Source organism: Paucidesulfovibrio gracilis DSM 16080, assembly GCF_900167125.1.
In the GTDB taxonomy this organism is placed as follows: Bacteria; Desulfobacterota; Desulfovibrionia; order Desulfovibrionales; family Desulfovibrionaceae; genus Paucidesulfovibrio; species Paucidesulfovibrio gracilis.
The window spans coordinates 97,350-113,400 of sequence record NZ_FUYC01000007.1 but is presented as its reverse complement, the minus strand read 5'-3'; the positions used below and the strand labels follow the sequence as shown (position 1 = coordinate 113,400).

Genomic DNA, 16,051 nt, shown 5'->3' with positions numbered 1-16,051 from the left:
CGTAGGAGTAGGAGTAAAGGTCGGACTCCTCGGTAAACACGTTGTCCTTGCCGAGAATGGCTTCAAACTCTTTGATCAGAGCAGCATTAGCGGACATGATATTCTCCTGAAAAATGTCGGCCCGGAAACCGGGGATACCGGTCCCCGGGCCGTTGTTGCTTTATTGGGTGAGTCTACGCCTTACCATACCTAGAACAGATGGGGCACGAACACGTAGCTCAGCAGCGTGGCCACGATGCCCACCATCAGTCCGTAGAGCAGGAACGGCCACACCGTACGGCGCAGGATCGTACCTTCCTTTCCGGAGAGGCCCACAACCGCGCACACGGCCACGATGTTGTGGATGCAGATCATGTTGCCCATGGCACCACCAACGGCCTGGGCCGCCACGATGATCTGGTGCGGCAGGCTCAGGGTGGAGGCCATGCCCCACTGGAATTCAGCGAAGAGCAGGTCGGACACGGTGTTGGAACCGGTGATGAACGAGCCAAGGCCACCCACGAAGGAGGCGAACATAGGCCAGGCGCTGCCCACGAGACCGGCCAGCGTGTTGGCCATGGCCAGTGGCATGGACGGGTAGGCGTTCGGGTTCAGAGCCGCATTTTCCACGCCGGAGCCGCGGAAGATGGACACCAGGGCCACGGAAGCGAACAGGGCGATGGCCGGGTTCTTCAGCTTGGCAATGGACTGGGTCCAGGCGGTCTTGACAGCGTTGCCCTTCATGCCGTGCAGCGCGATGGTGATGATGGCCACCAGGGTGAACGGAATGGTGCCGGGCAGGTAGAGGTACGCAATGGCACCGTTGACGCCTTCGTAGCCCAGGATATTGGTGAAGGCGAGCTTCTGGCTTGCGAGCCAGCCCTTGAGACCCAGCTCGGGGATGCGGGTGATGACCAGGATCAGGCCGATGAGCACGTACGGCAACCAGGCGCGGAACTGGCTCATGTGGCACTTGAATTCGCAGGAGTTGGAGCCTTTGATTTCACCGGTCCATTCGGCGTCCCAGTTGGCGGAGGGACCAAAGTCCCAGGCTTGCTTGGGTACGCAGATTCCGGCCTTGGCGCCAGCGATGACCACGCCCAGACCAACCAGGCCACCAATCAGGGACGGAAGTTCCGGTCCGAGCAGGTAGGCGGTGATGGCGGACGGGATGAAGAAGGCGACCGCGGCGAAGAGGCAGAACTTCCAGGCACCGAAGCCGTCCTTCCAGGAGCGGTTCGGACCAAAGTAACGGGTGATGAACCCGAGCATGAAGATGGGCAGGATGAAGACCATGGCTGCATGCAGAACCACGGCCCACTGACCGACCACAATGTTGAACTGGTCAACGCTCTGGAAGTTCAGGCCGGGGATGCTGGAGCCGACGGCTTCCTGGATCAGTCCCTTAAGCGGGCTAAGACCGAGGACGATGGGCGTACCAACCGCGCCGAAACTCACGGGGAAGGAGTTGAACACCAAACAGATCACTGCGGCGGCCAGGGGCGGGAAGCCCAGGCTGAGCAGCAGCGGGGCGGCCAGGGCCGCGGGGGTGCCGAAACCGGCCGCACCTTCGATGAAGGCGGCGAACAGGTAGCCGATGATGATGGCCTGCACGCGACGGTCGCGGGAGATGTTCTGCATTCCGTATTGGATGGTTTCCATGCCGCCGCTGTGTTGCAGCGTATACAGAATCAGAATGGCGCCAAAGACAATGATCAGAATGCCGATGGCGGAGATGCAGCCCTGCACGGTAAGAGCGGCCACATAGCCGACCGGAAGTTTCCAGGCCAGAATGCCGCCGAGGGCGCAGGTGAGCCAGGCGAGAGGCATGGCGCGAGTTGCGGGCCAACGCAGCCCGACCATGAGAACCAATGCCAGGACAATGGGAAGTACAGCGATCAGCGCCAGAACTTCAATGGACATTTTCCCCCTCCAAATGCACTATAGGGACGTTTCCACAATGCTCCCCTGCCAAGGGAGCCGGGCGGGACGCGGGGACGGAAATTCGCGTCCCGCCCGTATCCATAGTTACTATTCCTAATCATCTCGTCGGCAGAGGCCGATTTTCGATGTCTCCTTTGGACGCAGGAGCCGCGTTTTGACGTTATCTCGTTCTCCCCGTTGGCCGCCGCCCCGACGCTCGAAGCGGCGGCCATGGGAGGGGAGAGGAGGTCCTATTTTCCGGACCGGCCATCGTCGCAAGGCTCGCCTGCGCCGGGACGGGCGTGCTCGGCCGTGGATGCGGCTTCGCAGGCCTCGGCTTCAGCTTCGTCGCCCAGAGTGATGGGGTCGGTCTCAGCCATACGCTTCAGGGTCGCGTAGCGCACGGCGTATTCCTTTTCGATCAGTTCACGCAGCCGCTTGGACTCTTCGGGGAAGGTCCGCTCCAGCAGGGCGTAACGGTTTTCGCCGCTCAGGAAGTCCTGAATGGAACCGTTGGGTTCCTTGGAATCCAGGGAGAAGGGGTTCTTGCCCTTGTCTCCCAGTTCCGGGTTGAACCGGTACAGGGGCCAGTAGCCGCATTCCACGGCCAACTTGCCTTCGAGCTGGGACTTGCCCATGCCCTTGCGGATTCCCTGGTTGATGCAGGGAGCGTAAGCGATGATCAGGGAGGGACCGGGGTAGGCCTCGGCTTCCTTCATGGCCTTGAGCGCCTGGGCCTTGTCCGCGCCCATGGAGATGCTCGCCACATAGACGTAGCCGTAGGTCATGGCCATCTGGCCCAGATCCTTTTTGCCGGTCTTTTTGCCGGAGGCAGCGAACTTGGCGATGGAACCGAGGGGCGTGGCCTTGGAGGACTGGCCGCCGGTGTTGGAGTACACCTCGGTGTCCATGACCAGCACGTTCACGTCTTCGCCGGAGGCCAGAACGTGGTCCACTCCGCCGTAACCGATGTCGTAGGCCCAGCCGTCACCGCCGAAGACCCAGAAGGACTTCTTGGTGAACAGGTCGCCCATGGCGGCGATTTCCGCCAGCTTGGGATCGGTGGCGTCAGCCAAAAGCGCTTTCAGCTGATCGCCGAATTCGCGGGATTTAACAGCATCGTCCTTGTTTTCCAGCCAGCCGTTCAAAGCGGTCTTCAGGTCGCCGTCGGCAGCTTCCGCGGCTTCGGCCACGAGGGTGGCCAGGCGTTCACGACGCTGCTGCACGGCGATCTGCATGCCGTAACCGTATTCGGCCGCGTCCTCGAACAAGGAGTTGCCCCAGGTGGGACCGTGGCCGTCCTGATTCACGCAGTACGGGGTGGTGGGAGCGGAGGCGCCCCAGATGGAGGAGCAGCCCGTGGCGTTGGCCACGACCATGCGCTCACCAAAGAGCTGGGTCAGCAGCTTGACGTACGGAGTTTCGCCGCAACCGGAGCAGGCGCCGGAGAATTCCATCAGGCTCTGCTGGAACTGGCTTCCCTTGATCGTGTCGCGACGGGTGCGGTCGCCTTTGTAGGAGACGGTCTCGGAGAAGGCGAAGTTGTCGGCCTCGGCCTCGGCTTGCGAGGCAATGGGCTTCATGACCAGCGCTTTTTCCTTGGCCGGGCAGATGTCGGCGCAGTTGCCGCAACCCAGGCAGTCCATGACGTTGACCTGCATGCGGTATTGCAGTCCCTTGAGATCCTTACCCTTGGCGTCCTGGGTGGCAAAGGAGGCAGGAGCGTTTTTCATTTCCTGCTCATCGGCCAGCACCGGGCGCAGAGCGGAATGGGGGCAGACCACGGCGCACTGGTTGCACTGGATGCAGTTGTCGATGTTCCACTCGGGGACCATGATGGCCACACCGCGCTTTTCGTATTTGGAAGTGGACAGCGGGAACAGTCCGTCCGGCTCAAAGCAGGACACGGGCAGGGTGTCGCCCTTTTGGCCCAGGATGGGACGCATGACGTTCTTGACGAATTCCGGCTCGTCCTTTTCAGCCTGTGCCTTGGATTCGGCCTGTGCCCAGGACGCGGGGTACTCCACGGCCTTGAGACCATCGGTGGCCAGGTCCACGGCGTCGATATTCATCTTGACGATTTTTTCGCCCTTCTTGCCGTAGGCCTTGTGGATGCCTTCCTTGAGCAGCTCCACGGCCTTTTCAAAGGGGATCACGTCCGCCACCTTGAAGAAGGCAGTCTGCATGACCATGTTGATGCGTCCGCCCAGGCCGACCTTGCCGGCCAGAGCCACGGCATCAATGGTGTAGAACTTGAGCTTCTTTTCCGCGATGGTCCGGCGCATGGCCGCTGGCAGCTTGGTCTCCATGTCTTCCAGGGACCAGGAACAGTTCAGCACGAAACTGCCGCCGTCCTTGATGCCTTCCAGCACGTCGTAGAGGCGCACGTAGCTGGGGTTGTGGCAGGCGATGTAATCGGCGCTGTCCACGAGGTAGGTGGACTGGATGGGCTTTTTACCGAAGCGCAGGTGGGAAACCGTGATGCCGCCGGACTTCTTGGAGTCGTAGGCAAAGTATCCCTGGGCGTACATGTCGGTGTTGTCGCCGATGATTTTGATGGCCTGCTTGTTCGCGCCCACGGTGCCGTCGGAACCCAGACCCCAGAATTTGCACTGCACGGTGCCTTCCGGAGTGGTGTCCAGTTTTTCGGACACGGGCAGGGACGTCTCGGTGACGTCGTCCACAATGCCGACGGTGAAGCGCTTTTTGGCGCTGGAAGCCATGTTGTCGTACACGGCCTTGACCATGGGAGCATTGAACTCCTTGGAACCCAGGCCGTAACGTCCGGCCAGGACTTCGGCGTCGCGTCCGGCTTCGGCCAGGGCAGCGCGCACGTCCAGGAACAGCGGGTCGCCGGGGGCGCCGGCTTCCTTGGTGCGGTCGAGTACGGTGATCTTTTTGGCACTCTGCGGCAGAGCGGCGAGGAAGGCTTCCTCGACAAAGGGACGGTACAGGCGGACCTTGACCAGACCGACTTTCTCACCGTTCTTGGTCAGGTGATTCACGGTCTCTTCAATGGCTTCGCAGGAGGAACCCATGGACACGATGACGTGTTCGGCATCGGCTGCGCCAACGTAGTCGAAGAGATTGTAGCTGCGGCCGGTGATGCTCTCCACCTTCTTCATGGCCTCTTGCACGATGGCAGGCAGGGCATTGTAGAAGGGGTTGGCGGCTTCGCGGGCCTGGAAGTAAATGTCCGGGTTCTGGGCGGTGCCGCGGATGTGCGGATGCTCGGGGTTCATGGCGCCGCGGCGGAAGGCCTCGACTTTTTCCATGTCCACGAGTTTGGCCATGTCGTCGTAATCAATGGTTTCGATTTTCTGGATCTCGTGGGAGGTGCGGAATCCGTCAAAGAAATGCAGGAACGGCACCCGGGATTCAATGGCTGAGAGATGCGCCACCAGGGCGAGGTCCATGACTTCCTGGACAGAGCCGGAAGCGAGCAGGCCGAAGCCTGTCTGGCGGGCGGCCATGACGTCCTGGTGGTCGCCGAAGATGGACAGGGCATGGCCGGCAATGGCGCGGGCCGTGACGTGGAACACGCCGGGCAGCAGCTCGCCGGAAATCTTATACATGTTGGGAATCATCAGGAGCAGACCCTGGGAGGCCGTGAAAGTGCTGGTCAGCGCCCCTGCGGACAGAGAACCGTGCACTGCGCCAGCCGCGCCGGCTTCGGACTGCATCTGGCGGACCATGACTTTCTGTCCGAAGATGTTTTTCCGGCCTTGGGCGGCCCATTCGTCAGCGATTTCACCCATGGTCGAGGACGGGGTGATGGGGTAGATGGCAGCCACTTCGCTCATGGCGTAGGCCACATGCGCTGCGGCAGTGTTGCCATCCATTGTTTTCATTTTCTTGGACATTCAAATCTCCTTTCCATTGTTTCCGCTTTCCGCCGGGCTATGCCCGACCGGTAATGGCGATTACCAGTTAACAAGAAATGTGCCAAAGGGATCTTTTTTACATAACTCCTTTTTAATTTAAGCTGTTACGCCATCCCGCCGCCTGCTTGGGGGAATTGGGGAGGGGGATGACTGTCTGAAAAAAAGGACAACTCCTTTCGGGGTGCTGTCGGGATATTATTGTAAAGCCTGTGATACCGGGGCGCTGTCGGCATTGTTCCAAAATGGGACAAATGCATGTCAGCGGCGTGTGTCTTATTTTTCGGACTGCAATCCGGTGTCAGGCGTATACGCAGGGAGTGCGGTTGTGCGGTTCCCTTTTCATGATTTCAGCGGCGTGGTATGAGTCAAAGAAAAAAAGCCGCTGCAATGCGTGTTCGGCATGTTCAATGCAAGAGTACGCCAGCCGACGAAGAGAACGAACAGGAGGGGCTATCATGTTACGTCGATTCAGCATTCGAGCTCGATTATTATTTTTACTGGGGCTGGTGGTTTTGTTCTTGGCAGGCGTGGTGCTCAGCTTTCACGCCAATGCCGGTAAGTTGACTGCCATGGGAGTTGTCGCGGCTGATGAAGCCATGCTTGAGGGCCAGCGGACCAAGCTCCAGGTCGGAACACATAGCATGGCAGTGGCTCTGGGGGAACTCCTTCGGGACATTCCGGACGAGGCTGAACGGGTTCGTTTCATGCGGCGCGTAGTGGACGATATCCGGTTTGAGGATGACGACTCAGGATACTATTTCATCTACCGTGGAACCGTCAATGTCGCATTGCCTACCAGCAAGGATCTTCAGGGGCAGGATTTGGGGCATCTCAAAGATAAAAATGGTGTCCAGCTTGTGGTGGAATTGAACCGTAAAGCCAAGGATGGCGGTGGATTTGTTCAATATATCTGGCCGAAACCCGGTGCCGGCGACGTCCCCAAACTTTCGTATGCGGAAATGATTCCCGGTACGGATGTCTGGATCGGTACGGGCGTCTATATTGATAATATTGATGCGGAAAAAGCCCGGATCGAGTCGGAGATCACGGGACAGGCCAATGACCTGCTGTTTTGGGTATTGGGAAGTGTGGCCGTTTTGCTGGTCTTGTTTCTTTTGCCCCTGTTCTGGATGGTCATTTCAAGCATTGTGAATCCCGTGGCCGAAGCCACGTCCGTGGCACAGCGCATCGCTTCCGGGTATTTGGATGTATCCCTCAAGGCCGAGGGCCGCGACGAACCCGCCGTGCTGCAACGGGCCTTCAACGCCATGGCCCAGTCGCTTCGGGCCAAGGCAGAGTTGGCACAGCGGATTGCACGGCGGGATCTTACCGGGGAGGTGCAGCTTTGTTCAGAGGAGGATTCTCTGGGTGAAGCCTTGCGTGAGATGACACAGAATTTGCGGATGTTGCTCAGCGAGGTGCGTGAGGCCGGAGTGCAGATCGCGGCGGGGGCGTCCGAAGTTTCGGACTCCAGTCAGTCGCTTTCCCAGGGAGCCACGCAGCAGGCCGCTTCCTTAGAACAAATCACCAGCACCATGACGCAGCTTGGCTCACAGACCCGGACCAATGCGGACAATGCGTCCAAGGCCAGCGAAATCGCCCGGCAACAGCAGCAACAGGCTGCCGAGGGAGCCAAGGACATGGAGCGGATGCTGCAAGCCATGGAAGGTATTCGCGTGGCCGGGGAAAATATCGCCCGAATCATCAAAGTGATCGATGAAATCGCGTTCCAGACCAATCTGCTCGCCTTGAATGCCGCAGTGGAAGCCGCCCGAGCGGGCAAGCATGGCAAGGGGTTTGCCGTTGTGGCCGAGGAGGTGCGGAATCTGGCCTCCCGCAGCGCCAAGGCCGCCGAGGAAACGTCCGGTCTCATCGAGGACACCATTTCCAAGGTCGGAAATGGCGTACAGCTGGCCCAACTCACATCGGAATCATTGGAACGTATCGTGGATGGCTCTGGCTCGGTGACGGATCTGGTGCAGAATATTGCGACCGCATCCAACGAGCAGGCCGAAGGAATTGGACAAATCAGTGAGGCCTTGGCTCAGATCGACAACGTGACCCAGACCAATACGGCCAATGCCGAAGAAACCGCGTCTGCCTCCGAACAGCTCTCCAGCCAGAGTATGCAGTTGCGGCAAAGCCTGGAACGCTTCCGTTTGCAGGATGGATCCTCAAGCGAGGGAACAGCTGAGACCATGGGGGAGCAATGCTTTGAATCGGCTGAACGTGATGGGGGTTTCCCGGCTCCGCTTCAAGAGGGAGATGGAAACCGATATGGACGAAAGCCCTCGGAACTGCCGTATGACGATGACGGGCTGTCGCGATATTGATGGAAGGTTGTCTTGAATATGCTGACGGGCCGGAGCGCGACGAACGTTCCGGCCCGTTTCATTGAAGGCTTCGAGGGTCAGCCCCGGATGTCGTGTTTTTTGAGCAGGGCGTAAAAGTGGGACCGGGACAAGCCTGAAAGTTCCAGAATGGTCTTGATGTCCTTCTCGTAGCGGTCCATCAGGGCCATGAGGTATTGTTTTTCGGCCAGCACTTTGAATTCCTTGAGGGACGGCAGGTCCGGTCCTTCTGGAATGGCTCTGCGGATAATGGATTCACCCGTCTCCCCAGCAGGGAACCCGGTGCGGGACACTCGTTCCGTTCTCTGGGAAGATTCAACGGACACGGGTTCTTCGGTCGGTGGGCTGGCGGCATGCTTGCGTTCCACGATTTGCGCCTTGGCCACTTGGATGCGCAGCTCCTGGGGCAGATGCATGGCGTAGAGGGTGTGCTCGGCACCGGCGGAAACAAAGGCCCGCTCCAACACATTGGCGAGTTCGCGCACGTTGCCGGGCCAGTCATATGCTTCCAGGGTACTGAAAAATTCCGAGCCAAAACCTTTGATACCTGTATCGTAACGGGCGCAGAGTTGTTCCACGAAATGCAGGGCCAGCGGGCGGATGTCTTCCCGGCGTTCCCGTAGCGAGGGCAGGCGGATTTGAATGGTTTTGAGCCGGAACAGGATGTCGCTGCGAAACCGTTTTTGTTCCACCAGCTGTTCGAGGCTTCGGTTGGTGGCTGAGATGAGTCGGAAATTGCTTTGCACCTCGCGGGCCTCGCCCACGGGACGAAAGCGACGCTCCTGAAGCACACGCAAAAATGCCTTTTGCAGGGAAAGAGGCATTTCGCCCACTTCATCCAAAAACAGCGTCCCCTGGTCCGCCAGTTTGACCAATCCGATCCTGTTGCTGTCCGCGCCGGTGAACGCTCCTTTTTTGTGGCCGAACAGCGTGCTTTCCACGAGGTTCTCCGTGAGCGAGGCGCAGTCCACCACCACGAATTCTCCGGTACGGCGGACACTGTTTTCATGAATGGTGCGGGCGAACAGTTCCTTGCCAGTGCCGGTTTCCCCGGTAATGAGCACATTGGAGTCGGATTTGCTGGCCTGGGCCATGAGGTCAAAACAGGAGCGCATGGCCTGGCTCTTGCCCACGACGTTTTCAAGATTCAGGGCCACGTGTTTGTTGCGGCTGCGTTTTTCGTCGCGGTATTTGATGGCCCGGCCCAGGGTGAGGGTGATTTCCTTTACCGGGGAAGGCTTGAGCAGATAATCCCAAACGCCACCTTGGATGGCCAGCTCTGCGCCGTCCGCATCTCCCTTGCCCGTTAGGATGATCACTTCCGGATCATCGGGCATGGATTTGACCGTGGTGAGATGTTCCAGGCCATTGCCGTCGGGCAGCCGGATATCCAGAAAAACCACATCCACACCGCCCTGCTCCAGTCGTTCCATGCCTTGGGCCAGGGTGTGGGCGCTTTCACAGTGGTGGCCGAGCCGCGTACCCAGGCTTTCGATGGTTTCGCAAACATCGTGGTCGTCGTCGATGATCAGAATATTGGCCATGATTACATTTCTCCGCTTGAGTTGGATGTGCCGTCGTCATGGTCAATGGTTCGCCGGATGGTCTCGGAGAGCGACGCCTGATTGTACGGTTTGAGCAGCACGCGGCGTACGGCGTTGGATTTTTCCGCTTGTCCCAGGGCATCCTTGCGACCGGAAATGAGAATCACCGGAAGGGATGGATTGACGGCCACGGCTTGCTCCGCCAGTTGCAGGCCGTTGGTGGAGGGCATGTCGTAGTCGGTGATGACCAGATCAAATCCTCCGACGTTGAGTCGCAGGGTTTCCAGGGCTTCATCGGGGTAGCGCAGCGCCGTAACGCGGTATCCCAATTGTTCCAGAAGCCGAGGCACGGTGTCCAGCTGATCCGGGTCGTCTTCCACGAAAAGAATGCTCTCATCCCCTCGGTGTACGCCTGCGCCCGGAGTCGCAAAGAGTTGGCCCTCGGCCCCGTTGCAGGGCAGGAACAACTCAAACCGTGTTTGCCGCCAGGGTACGGACGTGACCCGGATGCCGCCTCGGTGTGCCTTGGCAATGCCGTGGACCACAGCGAGCCCCAGGCCCGTGCCTTCGGTTTTTCCCTTGGTGGTGAAGAAAGGATCGAATATTTTGTCTACGATTTCGGCGGGAATGCCCGGCCCGTCGTCACTGATCCAGAGTTTGAGGTAATGACCGGGGGCAATGCTGAGCAATTCGGCCTGCTCGCCTTCGATGTAGGCGCGGGTCAGTCCCAGTTCGATGGTGCCGCCCTTGGGCCGCAAGGCTTGGAACGCATTGGTGCACAGGTTCATGACCACTTGATGAATTTGGGTCGGATCGGCCCATATGCGGGTGTCCTTGGCCTCGATGCGGGTGTGGATGGCGATATTCCGGGGCAGGGAGGCCTTCATCAATTCCACGGCTTCGTGCAGGCTTTCCGCAATGTCCGCCAGGAGGAATCCCCCCTGCGAGGGGCGGCTGAAGGCAAGAATTTGTTTGACCACCCTGGAGCCGCGGCCCGCAGCTTTGAGCACGCGGGAGAGATCCTTGTGGGTCATGGAGTCTTCTTCCACATCCGAGAGGGCGAGTTCCGTGGAATTGATGATGCTGGTCAGAATATTGTTGAAATCGTGCGCGATTCCACCCGCAAGCGTGCCGATGGCTTCCATTTTTTGGGATTGGAGCAATTGCCGCTCCAGGTTGATTTTGCGTGTCACGTCTTCGGCCGTGCTCAGCGTGCCCATAACCTTGCCCTTTTCATCGGGCAGGGGAACCGTATTGATGTCCAGCCAGACTGTTTCCCCTTCGTCGGTGGTGACGCGCAGGCTCTGGCCCAGTAGCGGCGTGCCGGTTTCCTGCACTTTGCGGTCCCCCTCCGTGATCTGGCGGATCAAGTGATGGTTGTCGAACAGATCTTCATCGTGTTGTCCGAGCACGTCCTGCGGGCTGTCCAGCTTGGCGAATTGGGCAAAGGACATGTTGGCGCCGAGGTAGTGTTGCCGTTTGTCCTTCCAGAAAATCAGCAGTGGCAGGGTGTTGAGCAGAATCTCTTGAAAGGCGAGCTGGGTTTTGACTTCGCGTTCCACGCGGCGCAGACGCAGAACATTGAGTAACAGCATGAGCAGGCTGACGGAAAGCACGGCCAGGGAACCTTGAATGGTCCAGAAAAATTTTGGCTCAATGCGGTAAAAAGCGTCCGGCTCGTTGATGATTTCACTGTTCGGCGGCAGTGACTTGAGTGGGATATCGAATCGTTTCAGAACATTGTAGTCAAAGGCGTAGGGCGTGGGCAGGTCATGTTCTACGGGGATGTCTGCCGGGCTTTCTCCGTTGAGGATGCGCCCGGTCATCTTGGCTGCCGCTGCGCCTGTGATGCGTCCCGACAGGAGCTTTCCGCCCACGATGCCGTAGCCGAGCAAAAAGCGCCAGGAGCTGAAGATCATGACGTTGGAATGGGCGTGGATGCTGGCGAGCACTTCCTCCACGGAATACAGCTCCCCGTGCGCTCCCTTGTAGAACGGCGTGAGAAACAGCGCCGTGTCTGGTCCCAGGGTTTCCGTACGGGCCAGGGTTTCGGCAAGGGTGTGGGTGTCCCAGTATTCAAATTCCAGATTTCCTTCGTAGCGTTCCGCTTGTTCGCGCACCTGGTTGGTGATGGCCCGTGAAGTGACCGAGCTGTCGCTGATGACCATGATGTTGCGCAATTGAGGATTGAGCCGGCGGGCCAGTTCCAACGTACTGCCCACGTCCGGATTTTCCGTGATGCCTGTGTAGGCTGTCCGGTCCTTGACCATTTTAGAGCGGAAATAGTTGATGCCGCAGAAAACCACCGGCGTGTCGCCGAACAGTTCCTCCTTGTGTCGTGCCAGAAAGAGTAGCGCTGTATTGTCTGAAGCGATGATGGCGTCGAAATGGTCACCCTGAAATTTGGTCCGGTAATAATTGTAGAGCGCCTCCTCTACTTCCGTGGGGGCGTAGCGCTTGGTGTCCATGTATTCGATCTGGAGATCCACGATGTGTCCGCTTTGGGCAAAGTGTTCCCGCACGCCGTCCAGAATGGCGTCGGACCATGCGTATCCGTTTTGGTACGAATTCAGAAACAATACTCTTTTTTTCGGCCCTTTTTTGGCGACGGGAGGAGAGACTGCCTCGGGGGAGCGGGGCAATGCTGAAGATGCCGCAGCCGGAGGGGACGGAAACATGAAAAGGCCCAGCAGGGCCGCACAAAGGGCCAGCAGGAGCAGCCGGACTCCCAGAGAGCGGCGTACATGGGGGGCGGAAGACGAGTGGATCATGATTTCTTGCGGCTACCCGAAGGGGACCACCCCGTCAAGGGCGCGGAGCGGGCAAGCCCCAAAGGGGGCGTCGCGGTGCAGCACATTGAAAAACCTATCGCGCAATGCCGGTTATTGCGGGAAAATGCGCGTTTATTTCGTCTTGTTTTTCCATTGTTGCTGGTCCGAAAACGGAAATCTTTTTTCAGTAAATCCAGAAGAATTGCTGTGGATGCGACGTGTTGTTTCGCGCAATGACGTGGGGATTGGCATGCTCCATGCTCTGAAGGCTTGCGATACGGAGAAGGTTTGTTGTTGAAATTCTTCCAATTCCTCAAGCAGAGAGGGTCGTTCCTTGAATAGACATATGCTGATTCTGCTGGCCGTTACGTGGGCGCTGTTTGCGGCTTCCGTGACCGGATACCTGGTCCGCACCGAGGAGAGCGACCCGCCCGCCAGGGTGTTTCTGGAAAATACCGGCGGGCGTGTGGTGTTCGCACATGCCGGGCATGTTGCGGACTACGGCCTGGAATGCGTGGAGTGTCATCATGACGATACCGGGGCGGAACAGCCCGTTCCGTGCGGCGTCTGCCATCCCAAGGCTTTTGATGATTCGTTCCGTGGCGGCCATTTTGCGGCGTTTTCGGATCGGTCGCACTGTCTGCGCTGCCACGCTTCGGATCCTGATGTGGAAACCCCTGCGGAACGTCCCGATCCGGAATGGATTCCCGTGCGCACGGACGCGTTCCATGAACAATGTCTGGGGTGTCACGAGAGTATGGGCGGTCCCGTAGGGGAAGACGCCTGCGACCAGTGCCACGCCGGCATGTGACCAGACGGAGACGATTTCATGCCCAAAAACGTGTTTTCCCTTCGGTCGGATTTTCCTGGTTCCGTGGTGGATGTTCCATCGCCCCAGGAAGTGAGTCTGTTTATTTGCGGCTACGACGTACGCGTGGGCCGTGGCAGCAATGTGCAGCGCGGGCAGAGATTGGCCGCTCATCCCCGTCCCATGGGCGGTGTGGCCAGTGCGCCGGTGTCGGGCAAGGTCAGCAAAGTGGATTTTGCCTATTTGACCATCAAGCCGGGAAAGTCCGAAGAAGTGGCGGAGTTTGTGGATGTACGCTCCCTTTGTCCCGGCGCGGAACTGAACGATGCCATGCGCGATCTCGGCATCAGCGTGGAGCGGTTTCATCCTGCAGAAACGTTGGTGATCAACGGGTTGAACCCCCAACCCGGCGTCAGCGTGGCGGAACAACTGTTGCGCGATGCCGGGGAAACCGTGCAACGCGGACTGGCTCTGGTGCGTAAGGCCGTGGAGCCGAAGCGTTGTGTCCTGGCCACGGGAAGCGGTGGATATCGTCTGGAAGGGTGTGCTGTGCAGCATATCAATCCCGTGTACCCCAACAGCCTGCCGCAATTAGTGCTCAAGGCGGTGACGGGGCGTGAAAATCCCGCTGACGCCGTTATCTTCAGTGTTCATAAATTGTGGCAGATCGGCCGGGTTGTGGAAACCGGCCGGGCTATCGACGAGACCGTGTTTACGCTGGACAACGTGAACTATCGTGCACGGCTCGGTACGCCCATTCTGGATATTCTGGATTTTGCCGGTGTGGAAATCCATCCCGGTGACCGGCTCGTTTTGTCCGGTCCCTTGACGGGATACACTGTTTTCGACGTGAATCATGGGCTGGAAAAGGGCGTGTATGCCCTGAACGTGGTTCCCAAGGATGCCTATCCGCCCATGGAGGACCGCCCCTGCATCAACTGCGGCGAGTGCGTGCTGCATTGCCCTGCCCGCCTGCAACCCAACCTTATCGCCCGATATGCGGAATACGGCATGTTCGAACGTGCCCGGGAATGCGGATTGGACTCCTGCATGGAATGCGGATTGTGTTCGTATTGGTGTCCGGCTCTGCGGCCCATGCAGCATTACATCCGGTTTGCCAAACAGCAGCTCTCGCAGGAAGCCGGGGCGTTTCCCCTGGGCTGGTCCCGCTGATCGCGCAAGGCATAACAACAACGCAAGGTGAAGCTCTATGATGAAACAAGCCGCCATTGTCAAACCCCATGCGGATATTGCGATGCGTCTGACTGTGGGACCGCCCTCGCACTGGCGTCGTGGCCGGACGATCCGGAGTCTTACGCTGGAGTGCGTCTTGGCGCTGCTGCCCGCGACCGTCTTGTCCGTGTGGCGTTTTGGCTGGGGAACCATTGAAGTGCTTGGCATGTGCTGTGCCGCGAGCGTGGCCTGCGAAGCTCTGGTCTGTCGGCTGCGCGGCGGACGGTCGAGCCTGGAGAATTGGAATGCGTTTTTCGTAGGCATGGTTACGGCCTTTTTATTGCCGCCCGGCGCGCCTTGGTGGTTGGCTTTTGCCGCCGGTTGTATCGCCATCCTGCTGGGGCAGGCCATCTTCGGAGGATTGGGATCCAATCCGTTCAGCGCACCGGCTCTTGCCTGGGCCGTATGTCTGGTCTGTTGGCCCCGGTTTATGGATGTGGACATGGCCCTGGCCACCTTACCCATGAATGAACCCCTGGGACAGCTGATGCATTTTGGCGTTTCAAGTCTCTGGCAATTCGATCTTTCGGATTTGTTTTGGGGCATGCAGGTAGGGGCGCTTGGAGCTTCCCAGGTGGCGGCCTTGCTTTTCGGCGGGATCTGGTTGTTGGCCCGTGGAGTTATCAAGGTATTCATTCCTTTGGCGTTCCTGGTTGGCGTGGCCCTCACCGCAGGCATCTATTGGATGCTGGATCCCGGGCAATATGCCTCGCCGCTGTTTCACCTCAGCACTGGTTCCGTGATGCTGTGCGCCTTTTTTCTCGCTCCTGAACACGGGCCGTCCCCGTGCGGCCGTCTGCCCATGCTCCTGTTCGGGGCGTTGGCCGGAGTCATGGTCATGATCATCCGAGTGTATGGTGTGTACCCGGATGGAGCGCCCTTTGCCGTGCTGCTGGCCAATCTCCTGACCCCGTTGCTTGACAGGGTGCGCCCCCGGCCGTTTGGAGCCGTAAGGAGGAATCATGCGTGAGCTAGCCAAAATGATCCTGGTGCTATCCATCATCGGTGCCGTGTCCGGCTATGGGCTGGCAACGCTCAAGCGGATCACCAGACCGGCCATTGAAGAACAGGTTTTGACCTATGTGCAGGGACCGGCCCTGCACGGCGTGATGTACGGAGTGGACAACGACCCCATTCAGGACCGGCGTAAGCTGGTGTTGGAGGATGGGCAGGAGTTGACCGTTTTTCCGGGGTTTTCCGGGGGGGATCTGTGCTGCCTCGCCTATGAATCGTTTGCTCCGGGCTACTCCGGAGACATCGGTGTGATGGTGGCCTTTGACCTGCAAAGCGATGCGGTGCGCGCCGTGGGTGTAACCACCCAGACCGAAACGCCTGGAGTGGGGACGCGAGTATTTGTCCCCGAATTTTGCGACCAATTCCGCGACCACGCCCTGAACGGGCTGCGGCTTAAGAGTGACGAAGGTGACATTGATGCGGTTTCAGGGGCCACCTATTCCTCGGTGGGCATGGTGGACGCGGTACGCAAGGCCGCAAACCTGTACCCGCAGCTCAAGGCGCAAATAGGCGACGTCTGGAAGTAGGCGGCAACCGGGCAAGG

10 protein-coding genes are annotated in these 16,051 nt (G+C 59.0%); 6 read left to right on the top strand and 4 right to left on the bottom strand.

Annotated features, from left to right (window positions below; translation table 11 throughout):
- Window positions 1-189: 189 nt before the first annotated feature.
- Entirely contained in the window at window positions 190-1,902 is a 1,713-nt protein-coding gene (locus B5D49_RS09160) for an L-lactate permease (RefSeq protein WP_078717388.1), read from the bottom strand.
- A gap of 251 nt (window positions 1,903-2,153) precedes the next feature.
- The gene (nifJ, locus tag B5D49_RS09155) at window positions 2,154-5,765 is read right to left on the bottom strand and encodes a pyruvate:ferredoxin (flavodoxin) oxidoreductase (protein WP_078717387.1); all 3,612 of its coding nucleotides are present in this window, start codon (window positions 5,763-5,765) and stop codon (window positions 2,154-2,156) included.
- A gap of 476 nt (window positions 5,766-6,241) precedes the next feature.
- Between nifJ and B5D49_RS09150 the strand changes: the two genes are divergently transcribed.
- Entirely contained in the window at window positions 6,242-8,119 is a 1,878-nt protein-coding gene (locus tag B5D49_RS09150) for a methyl-accepting chemotaxis protein (RefSeq protein ID WP_159447186.1), read from the top strand.
- A 77-nt stretch (window positions 8,120-8,196) separates the two neighbouring features.
- On the opposite strand, the gene B5D49_RS09145 is transcribed toward B5D49_RS09150, so the two are convergent.
- Window positions 8,197-9,681 carry a sigma-54-dependent transcriptional regulator gene (locus B5D49_RS09145; RefSeq protein WP_078717385.1) on the bottom strand — a complete coding sequence of 495 codons (1,485 nt, stop codon included), beginning with the start codon at window positions 9,679-9,681 and terminating at the stop codon, window positions 8,197-8,199.
- 2 nt (window positions 9,682-9,683) lie between these two features.
- Window positions 9,684-12,260 carry a hybrid sensor histidine kinase/response regulator gene (locus B5D49_RS09140; RefSeq protein WP_234990671.1) on the bottom strand — a complete coding sequence of 859 codons (2,577 nt, stop codon included), beginning with the start codon at window positions 12,258-12,260 and terminating at the stop codon, window positions 9,684-9,686.
- A gap of 183 nt (window positions 12,261-12,443) precedes the next feature.
- Here B5D49_RS09140 and B5D49_RS14750 point away from each other — a divergent pair, with 183 nt between their 5' ends.
- From B5D49_RS14750 to rnfG, 5 genes are all read left to right on the top strand, one after another.
- On the top strand, window positions 12,444-12,689 hold the full coding sequence (locus B5D49_RS14750; RefSeq protein ID WP_144019357.1) for a hypothetical protein: 246 nt from the start codon (window positions 12,444-12,446) through the stop codon (window positions 12,687-12,689).
- A 97-nt stretch (window positions 12,690-12,786) separates the two neighbouring features.
- Window positions 12,787-13,263 carry a cytochrome c3 family protein gene (locus B5D49_RS09135; protein WP_234990670.1) on the top strand — a complete coding sequence of 159 codons (477 nt, stop codon included), beginning with the start codon at window positions 12,787-12,789 and terminating at the stop codon, window positions 13,261-13,263.
- Between the two features lie 18 nt (window positions 13,264-13,281).
- Entirely contained in the window at window positions 13,282-14,433 is a 1,152-nt protein-coding gene (locus B5D49_RS09130; RefSeq protein WP_078717383.1) for a 4Fe-4S dicluster domain-containing protein, read from the top strand.
- Between the two features lie 37 nt (window positions 14,434-14,470).
- Window positions 14,471-15,463, top strand: a complete 993-nt coding sequence (locus tag B5D49_RS09125; protein ID WP_234990669.1) for an RnfABCDGE type electron transport complex subunit D — start codon at window positions 14,471-14,473, stop codon at window positions 15,461-15,463.
- Window positions 15,456-16,034, top strand: coding sequence for an RnfABCDGE type electron transport complex subunit G (rnfG, locus tag B5D49_RS09120; protein ID WP_078717382.1), 579 nt, complete (start codon window positions 15,456-15,458; stop codon window positions 16,032-16,034). Before B5D49_RS09125 ends, rnfG begins: the two co-directional genes overlap by 8 nt.
- Window positions 16,035-16,051 lie beyond the last annotated feature (17 nt).

Coding starts and splice junctions, on each gene's coding strand:
- B5D49_RS09130 (WP_078717383.1), top strand. CDS start 13,282: ATGCCCAAAAACGTGTTTTCCCTTCGGTCGGATTTTCCTGGTTCCGTG.
- B5D49_RS09145 (WP_078717385.1), bottom strand. CDS start 9,681: ATGGCCAATATTCTGATCATCGACGACGACCACGATGTTTGCGAAACC.
- nifJ (WP_078717387.1), bottom strand. CDS start 5,765: ATGTCCAAGAAAATGAAAACAATGGATGGCAACACTGCCGCAGCGCAT.
- B5D49_RS09160 (WP_078717388.1), bottom strand. CDS start 1,902: ATGTCCATTGAAGTTCTGGCGCTGATCGCTGTACTTCCCATTGTCCTG.
- B5D49_RS09150 (WP_159447186.1), top strand. CDS start 6,242: ATGTTACGTCGATTCAGCATTCGAGCTCGATTATTATTTTTACTGGGG.
- rnfG (WP_078717382.1), top strand. CDS start 15,456: ATGCGTGAGCTAGCCAAAATGATCCTGGTGCTATCCATCATCGGTGCC.
- B5D49_RS09125 (WP_234990669.1), top strand. CDS start 14,471: ATGATGAAACAAGCCGCCATTGTCAAACCCCATGCGGATATTGCGATG.